The following is a 16,745-nucleotide window of genomic DNA, read 5'->3' on the forward strand; positions in this document are numbered from 1 at the left end:
CGTACGCCGAGGCGGCAGGGGCCGGCCGCCGGCAGCCGTACATCGCGACGGCCGACGTCACCCGACAGCAGCCGTACCTCGCGGCGGCCGACGTCACCCGACAGCAGCCGTGCTCGGCGGTGGCCGACCTCACCCCGGGATCAGGCCGTCGTCGCTCAGCAGGTCCCGGACCTCTTCCAGGGTCGCGTCCTCCGAGGGGAGGATCAGTTCCGACGGCTCCAGGGAGTCGTCGGGAAGGGGCTCGCCGAGTTCCCTGACGCGGGCGAGGAGGGCTTGGAGGGTGCGGCGGAAGCCCGGGCCGTCGCCGTTCTGAATCTCGGACAGCAGGTCGTCGTCCAGTTTGTTCAGGTCGGCGAGGTGGCCGTCGGCCAGCCTCACCTGACCCTCCCCCATGATCCGTACGATCATGTCGCCCTCCTCGGCGTGGGCCCTACTGCTTGTCGAAGCGTGGGGTGTCCTGCGGCTGCTGCTGGGACTGGCCCTGGCCGGTGCCGCCCTCGATCGCCTGCTGCGACGCCGAGGAACCTCCCGCCAGCTCCGCCTTCATGCGCTGAAGCTCCAGCTCTACATCCGTACCACCGGAGAGCCGGTCCAGCTCGGCCTGGATGTCGTCCTTGTGCATGCCGGACTGGTCGTCGAGGGCGCCCGAGGCGAGGAGTTCGTCGATGGCGCCCGCGCGGGCCTGGAGCTGGGCCGTCTTGTCCTCGGCGCGCTGAATCGCCAGGCCCACGTCGCCCATCTCCTCGGAGATGCCGGAGAAGGCCTCGCCGATCCGGGTCTGTGCCTGGGCCGCGGTGTAGGTGGCCTTGATGGTCTCCTTCTTGGTGCGGAAGGCGTCCACCTTGGCCTGGAGGCGCTGGGCCGCAAGGGTGAGCTTCTCCTCCTCGCCCTGGAGCGTGGAGTGCTGTGTCTCGAGGTCCGTCACCTGCTGCTGGAGCGCGGCCCGGCGGGAGAGGGCTTCGCGGGCCAGGTCCTCACGGCCGAGGGCGAGCGCCTTGCGGCCCTGGTCCTCCAGCTTCGAGGACTGCGACTGCAGCTGGTTGAGCTGGAGTTCCAGGCGCTTGCGGGAGGTGGCCACGTCGGCCACGCCCCGGCGCACCTTCTGGAGCAGTTCCAGCTGCTTCTGGTACGAGTAATCGAGGGTTTCGCGCGGGTCCTCGGCCCGGTCAAGGGCCTTGTTCGCCTTCGCGCGGAAGATCATCCCCATACGCTTCATGACACCGCTCATGGGCTTCGCGCGCCCCCTTCTGACGGACTTCCAGCTCCAGCTCTGCGACAGAACCCACAGTACGGGCCCTGCATCCATTGACGCACTGTTCGGGGACGGATGCGCTCATCCCCAAGGACGACTGACCAATCCCTTGCTCCGGCGTAAGGAGTAGGTGACCTTCAGGGTGAGCGACCCGTCACCGGACGTCCCCTCTGTCCCGTGTCTGTCCCCCTGCATGACGACTGGCGTTGCCGGATCGTTCCCCACCGGACTGGGGTCCAACCCCGGACACCCCTTACCCTTGGGTTTTGTGTTCCGTAGCCGTGCCACCAAGGAAGAGAAGGCCACCGGCGCCGACAAGGCGTCGCTGACCGACTCCAAGCAGCCCCGTGACCCGCAGGCCCCCAAGGGCAGGCCCACTCCCAAGCGCAGTGAGGCCCAGTCCCAGCGCCGCAGCGTCGCCAACACGCCGACGACGCGCAAGGAGGCCGCCAAGCGCCAGCGCGACGAGCGCCGCAGCGCGCTGGACCGCCAGCGCCAGGCGCTGGCCGGCGGCGACGAGCGGTACCTCCCCGCGCGCGACAAGGGCCCGGTCCGCAAGTTCGCCCGCGACTACATCGACTCGCGGTTCAACGTGGCGGAGTTCTTCCTGCCGATGGCCGTGGTCATCCTCGTGCTGAGCGTGGTGCAGGTGGCCTCGATGCAGAGCATCGCGCTGCTGCTGTGGCTCGTCGTGATCGTGCTCATCGTGCTCGACGCGGTCCTCACCGGTTTCCGGCTGCGCAAGCTGCTCGCCGAGCGCTTCCCGGACCAGGTCCGCAAGGGCGCGGTCGCCTACGCCCTCATGCGCTCCCTCCAGATGCGTCGCCTCCGGCTGCCGAAGCCGCAGGTCAAGCGCGGAGAGCGGCCCTGAGTACGACGTCTTTCTCCGGGGGTGCGGCAGATGCCTGGCTGGGACGGCTGGGCGGGCTGCGGAACGTCGTACGACAGGAGCTGGTGGCCCGGCAGCTCGACGAGCAGATAGTCGGGCGGTACCCGGTCGGACAGCGGCTGCGGGTGCTCGACGTGGGGATGGGCCAGGGCACGCAGGCGCTGCGGCTGGCCCGGGCCGGGCACCAGGTGACCGGTGTCGAGCAGGACCCCAGGATGATCTCCGCGGCCCGGGAGGCGCTCGCCGCCGAGCCGGAGGGCATCCGGGAGCGGGTGCGGCTGGTGCAGGGCGACGGCCGGGACACCGGGGTGCACTTCCTGCCGGGCAGCTTCGACGTGGTGCTGTGCCACGGGGTGCTCATGTACGTGCAGGAGCCCGACCCGCTGCTGGCGGGGCTGGCCCGGATGCTCGCGCCGGGCGGACTGCTGTCGCTGCTGGTGCGCAATGGCGACGCGCTGGCGATGCGGCCGGGCCTGGGCGGCGACTGGGACATGGCCCTGCCCGCCTTCGACGCCACCACGTACCGCAACCGGCTGGGGCTCGACGTGCGCGCCGACCGGCTGGACACGCTGACCGCGACGCTGGCCGGCATCGGGGCCCCGCTCCAGGCCTGGTACGGCGTGCGGGTGTTCACGGACACGGCGGTGGACGGGGCCGAGATCCCGGCGGACGTGGAGACGCTGCTGGCCTGCGAGGAGCGGGCGGGGCGGACCGATCCGTACCGGGGGGTCGCGGCGCTGCTGCATCTGTGCGGGGTGCGGGGCTGAGCCCGTTCGGGCGAACAGCGCACGCCCGGGCGTCCGCCCCGAAGTGAGACTCGGGGCATGACTGCTTCTCGTACCCGTGCTCTGCGGCTGCCGGTGGCGGCGCTCGCGTGTTCCGTCGTCCTGCTCTCCGGGTGTTCCGGCTCAGGTTCCGGTTCCTCCGGGCGGGAGGAGGGCTCGACCACGCAGGCCGCCGCGCCCGCCGCCGACAGCGACCTCCAGAGCGACTACCAGAAGGTGATCAGGGACGTCCTGCCGTCGGTCGTGCAGATCCAGGCCGGCGGTGACCTGGGGTCCGGGGTGGTGTACGACGACAAGGGGCACATCGTCACCAACGCGCATGTCGTCGGGGACGGGAAGGCCTTCAAGGTGACGACCGCGAACAGCGAGAACGAGCTGACCGCGACGCTCGTCTACTCCTACCCGGAGCAGGATCTCGCCGTCATCAAGCTGGACAAGGTGCCGGACGGGCTGAAGGCGGCGGCCTTCGGGGACTCCGCCAAGGTCGAGGTCGGGCAGATCGTCCTCGCGATGGGCTCGCCGCTCGGGCTGTCGTCCAGCGTGACGCAGGGCATCGTGTCGGCGACCGGACGGACCGTCAGCGAGGGCCGCAGCGGGGGCGGGACCGGGGCGACCATCGCCAACATGGTGCAGACGTCCGCGGCCATCAACCCGGGCAACAGCGGCGGTGCCCTCGTCGACCTCGACGGCCAGGTCATCGGCATCCCGACGCTCGCCGCGACCGACCCCAACTTCGGGGACAGCGCGGCGCCCGGCATCGGGTTCGCGATCCCCGCGTCGATGGTGAAGACGGTCGCCGATCAGATCATCGAGGACGGCAAGGTCACCGACTCGGGCCGGGCCGCGCTCGGCATCACCGCCCGGACGGTCGTCGACGACAGCTTCCAGGCCGCCGGGGTCGCGGTCGTCGAGGTCAAGAGCGGTGGGGCGGCGGACAAGGCCGGCATCGAGGCCGGGGACGTCATCACCAGGCTGGGCGGCACCGGGATCACGACCATCACCTCGCTCTCCGAGGCGCTGGCGGCGGACCGGCCGGGGCAGAAGACGTCCGTGACGTTCACGCGGGGCGGTACCTCGAAGTCCGTGGACGTGACGCTGGGCGAGCAGTAGGGGTGGTGGGCGAGGGCTCCTTGGTGGCCCTCGCCCAGCCCTGTCACGCTTCCTCTGCCGCCTTCAGGCTCATCGGGCCGTAGATCTCGGTGGCGTCCTCGAACAGGCGCACCTGCTCCGCGCCGCCGGCGAGAAGGGGCTTCCAGTACTCACCGAGCCAGGACTCGGCGTCTCCCTGGGTCGTGAACTCCTCCGGCTCGACCGCGGGCTCGGTCTCCGCACCGTCGGACTTCTCGAATCGCCAGGTCCATGTCGCCATGTGAGCCTCCCGTGTTTGAGCCGTTACGAAGAGCACCCTAAGCGGTGCGTCGCCGGGTGCGGGCCGGTGGGGGCTCGTCGCACGGCCCTCCGCGCCCCCGAAAAGCCGTTCCTGCGCGCGCATGATCAACAGCGACCGGTGAGAATTGTTCTGTGGAACTGACACTGCTCGGCACCGGCGCCCCGGCCGGCCTCCCCCGGCCCCTCTGCCCGTGCGCCGCCTGTGCCGTCGCGCTCGGTGCGGACTCCCGGGCCGCCACCTCCGTCCTCGTCGACGACACCCTGCTGCTCGACCTCACCCCCGGTGCCGTCTTCGCCGCCGCCCGGGCGGGGCATTCACTCGCAGGTGTAAGGCAGGTTCTGCTGTCGCATCCCCATGACGGGCCCCCCGTCGAGGTGCCGGCCGGGCTGCCGCAGCCGGGGCGGGTGCCGGACGGGCGGGAGTTGGCGCTGCTGACGGGACACCGGGTGCGGGCGGTGGCGATGGACGCGCCGGGGACCGGGTACGCCGTGACCGGGCCCGACGGGCAGCGGGTGCTGTATCTGCCGCCCGGGGGCGCGCCCGCCGGGCTGGAGGAGGGGGCCGTCGAGTCGTACGACATGGTGCTCGCCGATGTCGTACGGCGGCCGGACGCGCTGGCCCGGCTGCGGGCCGTGGGCGCGGTCGGGCCGACGACCGACGTCGTCGCCGTGCACCTCGATCACGACGTGCCTCCGGGTGCCGAGCTGCGGCGGAGGCTGGCCGCGGCGGGGGCGCGGGCCGTGGCCGACGGGACGAGTCTCGCCGTCGGGGCCTACGAGGACGTACCGGACGTGCCGCGGCGGACGCTGGTGCTGGGCGGGGCGCGGTCCGGGAAGTCGGTGGAGGCCGAGCGGCGCCTTGAGGCGTTCCCCGAGGTGCTGTACGTCGCCACCGGCGGGTCGCGGAACGGGGACACGGAGTGGGCCTCGCGGGTCTCCGCGCACCGGGAGCGGCGGCCGGGGTCGTGGCGTACGGCCGAGACGTGCGACCTGGTGCCGCTGCTGAAGGACGACGGGGCGCCGCTGCTGATCGACTGTCTGTCGCTGTGGCTGACGGACGCGATGGACGCCGTGGGGGCGTGGGACGACGCGGAGTGGGCCGACGGGGGCGAGCGTGAACTGCGGTCGCGGGTGCGGGAGTTGACGGAGGCGGTACGGGGTGCGCGGCGGACCGTGGTCGCCGTGTCCAACGAGGTGGGCTCGGGGATCGTGCCGGCCACCGCGTCCGGGCGCCGGTACCGGGACGAACTCGGGCGGCTGAACGCGGCGTTCGCGGGCGAGTGCGAGCAGGTGGTGCTGGTGGTGGCGGGGCAGGCGCTGGTGCTACGGGGCTGACGGGACTGACGGGGCTTTACGGGCGATCACCCGGTACGTCCGTGCGAAGCGGGTGCCGGCGACGAGGAGGGCCATGGTGTGGTCCAGCGTCCTCGCGGCGCCGCACAGGGCGGGCAGGGTGCGGGTCAGCCGGGTCGTCAGGCGGTCCGGGACATGGGCGGATCTGCGGGTCGTGGCGACGATCGCGCAGCCCTGGGACTCCAGTGCGGGGCGGGGGTCGTCCGGGGACTCCACGAGGAGGTGGCCACCGGGGCGCAGGACGGTGAGGGCGGCTCGGAGTTCCCCGGGGTCGGCGGGGCGGTTCAGGATGCTGACCACGTCGTAGCGGCCGCGCAGGCGGGACGTGATCTGCGGGTCCGTCAGACAGCCGACGTGGCCTTCCTCCAGGCGTTCGACCGCCTGGGCGTGCAGCACGCGGGGGGTGGGGTCGACGCCGTCGAAGGCCGTGTAGGGGAAGAGCGTGCGCGCCGCCTCCGGGAAGTCCGCGTCGCCCGTCGCCACGTCCAGCCAGCTCTCCGGCTCGGGGAGCAGCGGCAGCATCGCTCGGGCGGTGGAGCGAAGACGCCGTACGGAAGGGGCGGTCGGTGCGGGCATGGGCTCTCCCGGGGGCGCACGGCAATTGCCTACAAAACGGAACGTATGGGATCGCGATCTTGGGTGCAATGACGTCATGGCCCTGTGGCGCCCCCGTGTTCGATCAGGGCCGGTACTGTTCGGCGAATGAGCTCGCTTAATCTCGACGACTTCACCGATCTGATCGAGCGCCCCGACGGCGGGGTGCGCCGGGACGCCGAGGCGCACCGGGAGCGTCAGATCGTGCCGCCCGGGGCGCTGGGCCGCCTCGACGACCTGGGTGAGTGGCTGGCCGCCGCGCAGTCAGCCGTGCCGGTACGTCCGGTGGAACGGCCGCGGGTGATCCTCTTCGCCGGTGACCACGGGATCGCCGGTCAGGGTGTCTCGGGGCGGCCCGCGGGCACCGCCTCGGAGCTGGTGCGCGAGGTCCTGGAGGGCGGCCGTCCGGTGTCGATCCTCGCGCGCAGGCTGGGTGTGCCGGTGCGGGTCGTCGACATGGCGCTGGACTGCGATCCGGACGGGCTGCCGGAGGACGTCGTACGGCACCGGGTGCGGCGCGGCAGCGGTCGTATCGACGTCGAGGACGCGCTCACCCTGGAGGAGGCGGAGGCCGCCTTCCGGGCCGGGGTCGCGGTGGCCGACGAGGAGGCCGACTCCGGTACGGACCTCGTGGTGCTCGGCGATGTGAGCGTGGGCGGGACCACCGCGGCGGGCGTGCTGGTCGCCGCGCTGTGCGGGACCGACGCGTCCGTGGTGACCGGGCGGGGCGGGACCGGGATCGACGACCTGGCGTGGATGCGCAAGTGCGCGGCGATCCGGGACGCCCTGCGGCGGGCGCGGCCGGTGCTCGGGGACCAGTTGCAGCTGCTGGCGACGGTCGGCGGGGCCGATCTCGCGGCCATCACCGGGTTCCTGTTGCAGAGCGCGGTGCGCAAGCTGCCCGTGGTGCTGGACGGGGTCGTGGTCGCCGCCTGTGCGCTGGTGGGGCAGCGGATCGCGTTCCGGGCGCCGGACTGGTGGCTGGCCGGGCAGAACAGCGGGGAGCCGGGGCAGGCGAAGGCGCTGGACCGGATGGCCCTGGAGCCGCTGCTCGACCACGGGGTGACGGTCGGCGAGGCCGCGGGCGGGCTGCTGGCGCTGCCGCTCGTGCAGGCCGCGGCGGCGCTGGCCGCCGAACTGCCCGAGAAGCCGGAGGCTCCTTCCGAGGAGCCCGAGGCTCCTTCCGAGAAGCTTGAGGACGGGGAGCCCGAGAAGGAGGAGTAGCCGGGTTCGTCCGGTCGGGCACCGCCGGGAGGCGCCGCCGTGGCTGAATGCCGTGACGGCGGCGAACAAGGGCATGATCGCCCGTATGGAAGATGCCCTGAATGTCGGTGCCCGTCGGCCGTCCACCTCCGCCTCGCGGCGGGCCGCCGGGTTCGCGGTCTGGTACTTGCGGGTCGTCGCGTTCGTCAACTTCCTCAGTGCCGCGTGGGTGTCGCTGGGGCAGGACGTGCGGCGGCACAACCAGGAGGACTACTTCACGCCGTATCTGCTGACGGCGGGCTTCGCCTCCGGGGTGTTCACGGTCTTCCTCGCCATCACCATGCGGCGCCGCAAACGGGCCGCGTGGATCCTGAACCTGGTGGTGTCGGGGGCCTTCCTCGCGCTGTTCGTCCTGGCGATGGCGTTCCCGGAGATCCGGCGGTACGCGCAGAACTGGATCTCGCTGGGCCTCACCGCCGCGTTCGTCGCCTCGCTGCTGGTCGGGCGGCGCGAGTTCTACGCCAAGGGCGACCGGTCGAACCCGCGGCTCGCCGCCGCCGTGGCCGTCGGCGGACTGCTCGTGTGCTCCCTGCTCGCCGCGCTCCTGGTGACCGTCACCAACCAGGCGTCGAGGGCGTCGAGCTTCGGGCAGCGGTGGTGGTACGGCACGCTGCGGCTGGTCTCCGTGGCCGCCGACGACTCCCGCTTCGACGGGATCTCGACGCCGAACTGGGTCAACGTCGTCATCAACGTGCTCAGCACGATCCTGGTCCTGGCCGTCTTCTACGCCGCGTTCCGCTCCCGGCGTGCCGTCGACCCGCTCACCGAGGACGACGAGCGGCGCCTGCGGGAGCTGCTGGACAAGCACGGCGAGCGGGACTCGCTCGGGTACTTCGCGCTGCGCCGGGAGAAGAGCGTGGTGTGGTCGCCGACCAGGAAGGCGGCCGTGACCTACCGGGTCGTCGGCGGGGTGTCGCTGGCCTCCGGCGATCCGATCGGCGACCCGGAGGCGTGGCCGGGGGCGATCGAGCCGTGGCTCGCGGAGGCGCGGGCGCACGGGTGGCTGCCCGCGGTGATGGGCGCCGGCGAGGACGCGGGCACGGTGTACGCGCGGCACGGCCTGGACGCGCTGGAGCTGGGTGACGAGGCGATCGTCGAGGTCGCCGAGTTCACCCTGGAGGGACGGGCCATGCGGACCGTCCGGCAGGCCTACAACCGGGTCAAGCGGGCCGGGTACACCGTGCGGATCCGGCGCCACGAGGACATCCCCGCCGAGGAGATGGACGCGCTCGTACGGCGGGCCGACGACTGGCGCGACGGGGCGACCGAGCGCGGGTTCAGCATGGCGCTGGGGCGGCTCGGGGACCCGGAGGACGGCCGGTGCGTGGCGCTGGAGTGCAGCGATGCCGACGGTGAGCTGAAGGCGGTGCTGTCCTTCGTGCCGTGGGGGCCGCACGGGCTGTCCCTCGACCTGATGCGCCGGGACCGCGACTCCGACAACGGACTCATGGAGTTCATGGTCATCGAGCTGCTGAACCGGGCCCAGGAGATTCAGATCACCCAGGTCTCACTCAACTTCGCGATGTTCAGATCGGTCTTCGAACGTGGCGCACGTCTTGGCGCCGGACCGGTGCTGCGCCTGTGGCGGTCGCTGCTCAGCTTCTTCTCCCGCTGGTGGCAGATCGAGTCGCTGTACCGGGCCAACGCCAAGTACCGGCCCATCTGGGAGCCGCGGTTCCTGCTCTTCGAGAAGAGCGCGGACCTGCCCCGCATCGGGCTCGCCTCGGCCCGCGCGGAGGGGTTCCTGGAGGTGCCGGGCCTGCCGAGGTGGCTGCGGCGCCGGGAGCACCTGAGTACGCACAGATGAGGAACGCCGGATGAGGGCCGTGGGATGAAGGCTGTGGGATGAGGGCCGTGGGATGAAGACGCTCGCCCGCTGGGCCCGCGCGGAGTGGGGGCTGCTGTACGCCACCGTGCGCGAGCCGCTGCTGCGCGAGCGCTGGCGGGCGATCCCCATGACCGTCGGCGCGGTGTGTCTGACGGCGGCCCTGCACTTCGTGCACAACCAGTCGTGGGGCTACGACTTCGTCCAGGACGTCGGCGGGGTACGGGCCGCGGACCCGCTCTGGCTCGACCTGCTGCGCACCCCGCTCTCGCTGTTCGTGCCGGCCCTGGACCTGCCGGTGTGGGGCGCGCTGGTGCAGATCCTGTTCGTGTTCGGGATCGCCGAGCTGTGTCTGGGCCGGTGGCGCACCCTGGTCGTGGCGTACGCGGCCACCCTCGCCGGCACGCTGTACGCGCGCGTGGGCATCTGGCTGGGCCCCGACAGCCCGCTCGGCCTGCCCGCCTCGGACGCCCATGTCGTCGACACCGGCCCGTCGGCGGCCGTCGTGGGCCTCGCCGTCTTCCTCGGCTGGCGCTACGGCGCCCGGATCACCTCCGCCGTCGTGACAGCGGCGATGATCGTCGAGGTGCTCCTCAAGGGAAACCTCGCCGGCAAGGAGCACCTGGCGGCGATCGCCGCGGTACTGGCCCTGTGCGGCGCCTCGGCACTACGCCGACGACGCTCCAAGCACCGCGCGGAGAGAGGGTCAGGGCTACCGCCCGCCAGGCCGTGACACCGGGCGTCAGCGGCGGGCCGGCGAGGGCATCGAGGGCATCGAGGGCATCGAGGGCATCGAGTCGGGCCTACCCCCGCGACATCGCTACGGCACCGGCGGGACTGCCGCCCGGCAGACCGTGACACCCGGCGTCAGCGGCGAGCCGGCGACGGCGCCGAGTCGGGCCCACCCCGCGACATCGCCACGGCACCGGCCCTGCGCGGTGCACCCGCCACCCGCACTACGCCGACGACGCTCCAAACACCGCGCCGAGAAAGGGTCAGGGCTACCGCCCGCCAGGCCCTGACACCCGGCGTCAGCGGCGAGCCGGCGAGGGCATCGAGTCGGGCCCACCCCCGCGACATCGCCGCGGTACCGGCGAGGCCGCCGCCCGGTAGGCCCTGGCACAGGGCGTCAGCGGCGGGCCGGTGACGGTGTCGGGTCGGGCTTGCCTGCGATGAGGTCCTGGAATTTGCGGCGGGGGCCCGACCAGCGTCTGTCGCGGCGGTAGGTGCGCAGGAAGGCGCGGGCCCGGGCGCGGGGGCGGCGGCGGTAGAAGCGCCGGGCCCAGGGCGAGCCGGGGCGGGCCAGGCGGACGATGCCGATGAGGCCGACGAGGGGGACGATCACGCTGAAGATCGCCATCCGGGCCTTGCCCTTGCTCAGCACGACCAGCGCGAAGAGGAAGTTGACGACCACGGTGGTGATGAGGCCGCCGCGGTCGTTGCGCTCCTCCTGGCTCAGGTCGTTGACGCCGAACGGCGCGAACCCCGCGAGCACGAGACCCACCAGGGCCACGGTGAGGACGACGACCTCGACGCTCTTGCGGCCCTCCTCGGTCCAGTAGACGTCGTCGAGGTGCAGGATCAGCGCGAACTCGTCCAGCACCAGCCCCACGCCGATCCCGAACACCACCGCGCACACCGCCGCGCCGAACCCCTCCCGCCCGGTCCCGACCGCGCCGAAGCCGCCCACGACGGTGAGCACGACCCCGGGCACCACGTGGTGGATGTGCACCCCGCCGGAACTGACGTTCCCGAAGGGCCCCTTGCCCGCCCGGATGAGCCGGGTGATAACCCGCGTGATCAGGAAGGTGAGCACGAACGAGGTCAGGGCGAGGAGCAGCGGCAGCTTGCCCGGTTCGACGATGTTGCGTTGCAGCCAGTGGCCCATGCCCCCAGTGTCCCGGGCCCGGGGGCGGGCCGCCCGACGGTGACGGCGTCCGGGCTACCCTGCGGACGTGTCCATGACCCCGCCCCCGCTCGACGGCCTCCGCTTCGCCTTCGGCACGCTCAGCGTGCTCCCCGTGAAGGTGACCCGCTGGGACCGCGAGGCGGCCCGCGGCGGCATGCTGTGCGCTCCCCTGGTCGGCCTGGTGCTGGGCGGCTTCTCGGCCGCCGTGGGACTCCTGCTGCTGTTCCTGGGCACCTCGGAACTCCTCGCCGCGGTCGCCACGGTGGCCGTCCCCGCGGTCCTCACCCGGGGCCTGCACCTGGACGGCCTCGCCGACACCGCCGACGGCCTGGGCAGCGGCAAGCCCGCCGAGGACGCCCTGCGGATCATGAAGCAGTCGGACATCGGCCCGTTCGGCGTGCTCACCCTCGTCCTCGTCCTGCTCGCCCAGGTGGCCGCCCTGTCACAGGTGTACGGCGACTCGTGGACCCTGGGCGCGCTGGCGGCGGTGGTCTCGGCGACGACCGCGCGCCTCGCCCTGACCCTCGCGGCCCGCACCGGGGTCCCGGCCGCCCGCCCGGAGGGACTCGGCGCGGCGGTGGCGGGGGTCGTCCCGGTTCGGGGCGCGGTGCTGGTGGCCGCCGCCGTGACGCTGGGCGCGGCCGGAGCGGCGGCGCTCGTCGGGTCGTACGACGTCGTCCGCACGGTTCTGGCGGTCGCCGCCGCCGTCGGAACGGCCGAACTTCTGCTGCGGCACTGCACGCGCCGCTTCGGCGGAGTGACCGGGGACGTGTTCGGGGGGCTCGCGGAGACGGCGGCGACGACGGCCCTGGTGGTCCTCTCGATGAGCCTCTAGCAGGCCTCGCGCCAGACTCCCAGTTCGTACTTCTTCAGCATCGAACTCAGCTTCAGGGGACGGGAGTCCGCGCAGAATCGGCTGGTCGGCAGTTCGTACTCGACGTGGAACACGGCCTTGTCCGCCTTGATGAACGGCTCCATGTCCGCGCACTCGTCGTACTGCGCGCACTGCTCGTTGACCGCGAAGTCGAAGTCGCCGACCAGCTCGGGGATCTGGTCGAGGTCGTTCTTCAGGCCGACCGACATGCCCCGCTCGTGGGTCAGCCTCGCGATCAGCCGGTTGTAGCGGAGCTGGTCCGCGGCCGTCAGCTCGAAGCCCGTGCGGTTCTTGTAGCCGTCCATGTTGTCCGGCTCCACCGCGTCGAAGCCCTTCTCGCGGCACATGTCGAGACGGTCGGCCATCAGCGGCTCCAGCACGTCCGTGGCGCGGATGTCGAGCCAGCGCTCGCCGTCCCAGCCGTTGCCGCGTCCGATCACCGACTCGGGGAACTTCTTCGCGTCGGGCCGCCAGTCCTCCCACGCGCCGGTGGAGAGGTAGCAGATGACCTTGCGGCCCTCGGCGTGCAGGGCGGAGACCACCTTCTTGGACTGGTCGAAGCCGTCGATGTCGTAGACCGGCACGTCGACGGACGTGTCGACACGGCCGGTCAGCTGCCACTGCCAGGCGACGCCGGGGCGGGGCTGCCAACGGGCCGCGCCGGACCGGGAGTCGGAGGCGGTGTCGGCGCCGGTCGAGCAGCCCGTCGCGAGGAGCAGCAGGGTGACGAGGAGGAGAGGGCGTTTCAAGGGGTGGGCTCCAGGGCGTGCGGCGACGTGTCCCAAGGATGATCTCCCGACCCCGGTGCCGCACGGCGCACCGAGGCGTCATCGGTGGCCGCCCCGAGCGTAGGCTCGTCCCGGGTGGTCGCCGACAGGGGTGAAGGCCCCGATCGGGATCCCTTTCCGGACAGGAACTAGGGTCGGCCGTCGGGCCCGGTCGACCCACCCGCTCGACCTCAGCGAACTTCACATCGGAAGCGAGATTTCACCACCGTGACTGCTCTCACTCTCAGCACCGCCGCGGCGCCCGGCCTGCGGGCCGACGCGATCGTGATCGGTGTGGCCAAGGGCGCGAAAGGCCCGGTCGTCGCACCGGGCGCCGAGGCCGTGGACAAGGCCTACGACGGCCGGCTCGCCGGCGTCCTGGAAACCCTCGGTGCATCCGGCGCCGAGGCCGAGGTGACGAAGCTGCCCGCGCCCGCCGGCTTCAAGTCCCCGCTCGTGGTGGCGGTGGGCCTGGGCGCCGAGCCCGACAAGGACTCCTCCTTCGCCCCGGAGGCGCTGCGCAAGGCCGCCGGTGCCGCCGCCCGTGCCCTGGCCGGTACGAAGAAGGCCGCGTTCGCGCTGCCGCTGGGCGACGCCGCCGACGTGGGCGCGGTCGCCGAGGGCGTGCTGCTCGGGGCGTACTCCTTCGACACCTACAAGGACAGCGCGCCCTCGGGAGGCTCCGCCAAGGCCAAGAACGGCAAGGCGCCGCTCGCCGAGGGCGCGCTGCTCGGCGGGAAGCCCCGCGACGCCGCGCAGAAGGCCGCACTCGCCCGGGCCACCGCGGTTTCCGAGGAGCTCAACCGCGCGCGCGACCTCATCAACATGCCGCCGAACGACCTCGACCCCGAGGCCTTCGCCGCGATCGTGCAGACCGCGGGCAAGGAGCACGGCCTCAAGGTGCAGGTGCTCGACGTGAAGGCCCTGGAGAAGGGCGGCTACGGCGGCATCCTCGGCGTCGGCGCGGGGTCGGCGTCGGGGCCGCGGCTGGTGAAGCTGTCGTACACCTCGTCCAAGGCGAAGAAGCACCTCGCGCTGGTCGGCAAGGGGATCACCTACGACTCGGGCGGTATCTCGCTGAAGCCCGCGGGCCACAACGAGACGATGAAGTGCGACATGAGCGGGGCGGCGGCGGTGTTCGCGGCCGTGGTCGCGGCGGCGCGGCTGGGTCTCGAGGTCAACGTGACCGGCTGGCTGGCGCTGGCCGAGAACATGCCCTCCGGTTCGGCCACGCGCCCCGGTGACGTGCTGCGCATGTACAGCGGCAAGACGGTGGAGGTGCTCAACACCGACGCCGAGGGCCGTCTCGTGCTGGCGGACGCGCTGTGGGCCGCGTCGGCGGAGAAGCCGGACGCGATCGTGGACGTGGCGACGCTGACGGGCGCGATGATGCTGGCGCTCGGCAGCCGGACCTTCGGGATCATGGCCAACGACGACGCGTTCCGCACGGCGGTGTACGAGGCCGCGGAGGAGGTCGGGGAGCCTGCCTGGCCGATGCCGCTGCCCGAGCACCTGCGCAAGGGGATGGACTCCCCCACCGCCGACATCGCGAACATGGGTGAGCGGATGGGCGGCGGGCTGGTCGCCGGGCTCTTCCTGCGGGAGTTCGTGGGCGAGGGGATCACCTGGGCGCACCTCGACATCGCGGGACCGGCGTTCAACGACGGGGGGCCGTTCGGGTACACGCCCAAGGGCGGGACGGGGTCCGCGGTGCGTACGCTGGTGCGGCTGGCGGAGCTTGCGGCCTCGGGTGACCTGGGCTGATGTTCGCCTAGGAGCTCGATGCCCGAGGGGCGTGGGCGGCTGCGGGCCCGTTGTGGCTTGTCGTGCAGTTCCCCGCGCCCCTTGCGTGTCTCACCCCACCCCCCTTTCTCATGTGAGCGTGTGGTGTCTCACACCCCGGCCCGGCGTCTCGTTCACCTCCGACAAGTGCGAAGATGGGCTCGGCAGGACAGGGCCCCCACCACAGGGCCGAAGAAAGAGCGGCCGGACACCAGCCGCCGCGCGGTCACTGACGACCGGCGTACGGCGCACATGCATGGAGGACGTGACGTGGCGAACGACGCCAGCACCGTTTTCGACCTAGTGATCCTCGGCGGTGGTAGTGGCGGTTACGCCGCGGCCCTGCGCGGGGCGCAGCTGGGGCTTGACGTCGCCCTGATCGAGAAGGACAAGGTCGGCGGTACCTGCCTGCACCGAGGGTGCATCCCCACCAAGGCCCTGCTGCACGCGGGCGAGATCGCCGACCAGGCCCGCGAGAGCGAGCAGTTCGGTGTGAAGACCACCTTCGAGGGCATCGACGTCGCCGGGGTCCACAAGTACAAGGACGGCGTGATCGCCGGCCTGTACAAGGGCCTCCAGGGTCTTGTCGCCTCGCGCAAGGTGACGTACATCGAGGGTGAGGGGCGGCTCTCCTCCCCCACCTCCGTCGACGTGAACGGCCAGCGCATCCAGGGCCGCCACATCCTGCTGGCGACCGGCTCCGTGCCGAAGTCGCTGCCCGGCCTGGAGATCGACGGCAACCGGATCATCTCCTCGGACCACGCCCTCGTCCTGGACCGGGTCCCGAAGTCCGCGATCGTCCTCGGCGGCGGTGTCATCGGCGTCGAGTTCGCCTCCGCCTGGAAGTCCTTCGGGACCGACATCACCATCATCGAGGGCCTCAAGCACCTCGCCCCCCTCGAGGACGAGAACTCCTCCAAGCTTCTTGAGCGCGCGTTCCGCAAGCGCGGCATCAAGTTCAACCTGGGCACCTTCTTCTCGAAGGCCGAGTACACCCAGGACGGTGTCAAGGTCACCCTCGCCGACGGCAAGGAGTTCGAGGCCGAGCTGCTGCTGGTGGCCGTCGGCCGCGGGCCCGTCTCCGCCGGTCTCGGCTACGAGGAGCAGGGCGTCGCGATGGACCGCGGCTACGTCCTGGTCGACGAGTACATGCGCACCAACGTCCCGACCATCTCCGCCGTCGGCGACCTGGTCCCCACGCTCCAGCTCGCGCACGTCGGCTTCGCCGAGGGCATCCTGGTGGCGGAGCGTCTGGCCGGTCTGAAGACCGTTCCGATCGACTACGACGGCGTCCCGCGGGTGACCTACTGCCACCCCGAGGTCGCCTCCGTGGGCATCACCGAGGCCAAGGCCAAGGAGATCTACGGCGCGGACAAGGTCGTCGCTCTGAAGTACAACCTCGCGGGCAACGGCAAGAGCAAGATCCTGAACACCTCGGGCGAGATCAAGCTCGTCCAGGTCAAGGACGGTGCCGTGGTCGGCGTCCACATGGTCGGTGACCGCATGGGCGAGCAGGTCGGCGAAGCCCAGCTGATCTACAACTGGGAGGCGCTGCCCGCCGAGGTCGCGCAGCTCATCCACGCTCACCCGACGCAGAGCGAGGCGCTCGGCGAGGCGCACCTGGCGCTGGCCGGCAAGCCGCTCCACTCGCACGACTGACCCTCGGTCGACGAAGCGACTCCGCTCACAGCGACGACACAGACTTCCGCAATTCGTAAGGAGCAACCGAAACCATGGCGGTTTCCGTAACCCTTCCGGCGCTCGGCGAGAGCGTCACCGAGGGCACTGTCACCCGCTGGCTGAAGGCCGAGGGTGAGCGCGTAGAGGCCGACGAGCCGCTGCTCGAGGTGTCGACCGACAAGGTCGACACCGAGATCCCCTCCCCCGCCGCCGGCATCCTGGCCTCCATCAAGGTCGCCGAGGACGAGACCGTCGAGGTCGGCGCCGAGCTGGCCGTGATCGACGACGGCACCGGCGCTCCCGCCGCCGCCCCGGCCCCCGCGGCCGAGCCGGTCGCCGAGCCCGCCCCCGAGCCGGCCGCTGCCGCGCCGTCCACCGAGCAG

Annotated in this window: 17 protein-coding genes; 11 read left to right on the forward strand and 6 right to left on the reverse strand. The window is 72.0% G+C overall.

Annotated features, from left to right (window positions below; all coding sequences use genetic code 11):
• Positions 1 to 129: 129 nt before the first annotated feature.
• Both G3I78_RS22065 and G3I78_RS22070 read right to left on the reverse strand, forming a co-directional pair.
• A complete protein-coding gene (locus G3I78_RS22065) occupies positions 130 to 408 on the reverse strand; it encodes a hypothetical protein (protein WP_164427183.1) in 279 nt (92 codons plus the stop codon).
• A gap of 22 nt (positions 409 to 430) precedes the next feature.
• On the reverse strand, positions 431 to 1,216 hold the full coding sequence (locus tag G3I78_RS22070; protein WP_164427185.1) for a PspA/IM30 family protein: 786 nt from the start codon (positions 1,214 to 1,216) through the stop codon (positions 431 to 433).
• A 229-nt stretch (positions 1,217 to 1,445) separates the two neighbouring features.
• On the opposite strand from G3I78_RS22070, the gene G3I78_RS22075 reads away from it, so the two are divergent.
• The 3 genes from G3I78_RS22075 (at position 1,446) to G3I78_RS22085 (ending at position 4,036) form a co-directional block, all read left to right on the forward strand.
• Entirely contained in the window at positions 1,446 to 2,123 is a 678-nt protein-coding gene (locus G3I78_RS22075) for a DUF3043 domain-containing protein (protein ID WP_203615252.1), read from the forward strand.
• An 83-nt stretch (positions 2,124 to 2,206) separates the two neighbouring features.
• Positions 2,207 to 2,908: a methyltransferase domain-containing protein gene (locus G3I78_RS22080; protein WP_164427189.1), complete on the forward strand. Its 702-nt coding sequence runs from the start codon at positions 2,207 to 2,209 to the stop codon at positions 2,906 to 2,908.
• A 57-nt stretch (positions 2,909 to 2,965) separates the two neighbouring features.
• Positions 2,966 to 4,036: a trypsin-like peptidase domain-containing protein gene (locus G3I78_RS22085; RefSeq protein WP_164427191.1), complete on the forward strand. Its 1,071-nt coding sequence runs from the start codon at positions 2,966 to 2,968 to the stop codon at positions 4,034 to 4,036.
• A gap of 43 nt (positions 4,037 to 4,079) precedes the next feature.
• Here G3I78_RS22085 and G3I78_RS22090 read toward each other — a convergent pair whose 3' ends face one another.
• Positions 4,080 to 4,295, reverse strand: coding sequence for a hypothetical protein (locus G3I78_RS22090; protein ID WP_020137368.1), 216 nt, complete (start codon positions 4,293 to 4,295; stop codon positions 4,080 to 4,082).
• Between the two features lie 152 nt (positions 4,296 to 4,447).
• On the opposite strand from G3I78_RS22090, the gene G3I78_RS22095 reads away from it, so the two are divergent.
• Positions 4,448 to 5,650 carry a bifunctional adenosylcobinamide kinase/adenosylcobinamide-phosphate guanylyltransferase gene (locus tag G3I78_RS22095; RefSeq protein ID WP_164427193.1) on the forward strand — a complete coding sequence of 401 codons (1,203 nt, stop codon included), beginning with the start codon at positions 4,448 to 4,450 and terminating at the stop codon, positions 5,648 to 5,650.
• On the opposite strand, the gene G3I78_RS22100 is transcribed toward G3I78_RS22095, so the two are convergent.
• Positions 5,639 to 6,463 (reverse strand): methyltransferase domain-containing protein, encoded by an 825-nt coding sequence (locus G3I78_RS22100; protein ID WP_164427267.1) that lies wholly within the window; start codon positions 6,461 to 6,463, stop codon positions 5,639 to 5,641. The two genes, G3I78_RS22095 and G3I78_RS22100, sit on opposite strands and share 12 nt — an antisense overlap.
• Between G3I78_RS22100 and cobT the strand changes: the two genes are divergently transcribed.
• The 3 genes from cobT to G3I78_RS22115 all read left to right on the forward strand — a co-directional run bounded on the left by cobT (position 6,371) and on the right by G3I78_RS22115 (position 10,083).
• On the forward strand, positions 6,371 to 7,486 hold the full coding sequence (gene cobT / locus G3I78_RS22105; protein ID WP_164427196.1) for a nicotinate-nucleotide--dimethylbenzimidazole phosphoribosyltransferase: 1,116 nt from the start codon (positions 6,371 to 6,373) through the stop codon (positions 7,484 to 7,486). The two genes, G3I78_RS22100 and cobT, sit on opposite strands and share 93 nt — an antisense overlap.
• 85 nt (positions 7,487 to 7,571) lie before the next feature.
• Positions 7,572 to 9,332: a phosphatidylglycerol lysyltransferase domain-containing protein gene (locus G3I78_RS22110; protein ID WP_164427198.1), complete on the forward strand. Its 1,761-nt coding sequence runs from the start codon at positions 7,572 to 7,574 to the stop codon at positions 9,330 to 9,332.
• A 52-nt stretch (positions 9,333 to 9,384) separates the two neighbouring features.
• Positions 9,385 to 10,083 carry a hypothetical protein gene (locus G3I78_RS22115; protein WP_164427200.1) on the forward strand — a complete coding sequence of 233 codons (699 nt, stop codon included), beginning with the start codon at positions 9,385 to 9,387 and terminating at the stop codon, positions 10,081 to 10,083.
• Positions 10,084 to 10,479: 396 nt separating this feature from the next.
• Here G3I78_RS22115 and G3I78_RS22120 read toward each other — a convergent pair whose 3' ends face one another.
• Positions 10,480 to 11,238, reverse strand: a complete 759-nt coding sequence (locus G3I78_RS22120) for a hypothetical protein (RefSeq protein ID WP_164427202.1) — start codon at positions 11,236 to 11,238, stop codon at positions 10,480 to 10,482.
• A gap of 73 nt (positions 11,239 to 11,311) precedes the next feature.
• Between G3I78_RS22120 and G3I78_RS22125 the strand changes: the two genes are divergently transcribed.
• Complete coding sequence (locus G3I78_RS22125; protein ID WP_164427269.1) at positions 11,312 to 12,094, forward strand: adenosylcobinamide-GDP ribazoletransferase; 783 nt, start codon at positions 11,312 to 11,314, stop codon at positions 12,092 to 12,094.
• Here the strand turns inward: G3I78_RS22125 and G3I78_RS22130 are convergent.
• A complete protein-coding gene (locus G3I78_RS22130) occupies positions 12,091 to 12,882 on the reverse strand; it encodes an endo alpha-1,4 polygalactosaminidase (protein ID WP_164427203.1) in 792 nt (263 codons plus the stop codon). The genes G3I78_RS22125 and G3I78_RS22130 overlap by 4 nt on opposite strands.
• Before the next feature lie 246 nt (positions 12,883 to 13,128).
• Between G3I78_RS22130 and G3I78_RS22135 the strand changes: the two genes are divergently transcribed.
• From G3I78_RS22135 to G3I78_RS22145, 3 genes are all read left to right on the forward strand, one after another.
• Positions 13,129 to 14,664 carry a leucyl aminopeptidase gene (locus G3I78_RS22135; protein ID WP_164427204.1) on the forward strand — a complete coding sequence of 512 codons (1,536 nt, stop codon included), beginning with the start codon at positions 13,129 to 13,131 and terminating at the stop codon, positions 14,662 to 14,664.
• 288 nt (positions 14,665 to 14,952) lie between these two features.
• Complete coding sequence (lpdA, locus tag G3I78_RS22140; protein ID WP_164427205.1) at positions 14,953 to 16,341, forward strand: dihydrolipoyl dehydrogenase; 1,389 nt, start codon at positions 14,953 to 14,955, stop codon at positions 16,339 to 16,341.
• A gap of 74 nt (positions 16,342 to 16,415) precedes the next feature.
• Positions 16,416 to 16,745, forward strand: a 330-nt coding sequence (locus G3I78_RS22145) for a biotin/lipoyl-containing protein (RefSeq protein ID WP_343243814.1), incomplete at its 3' end; no start/stop codon positions are given.

This window comes from Streptomyces sp. SID13726 (genome assembly GCF_010548375.1).
In the GTDB taxonomy this organism is placed as follows: Bacteria; Actinomycetota; Actinomycetes; order Streptomycetales; family Streptomycetaceae; genus Streptomyces.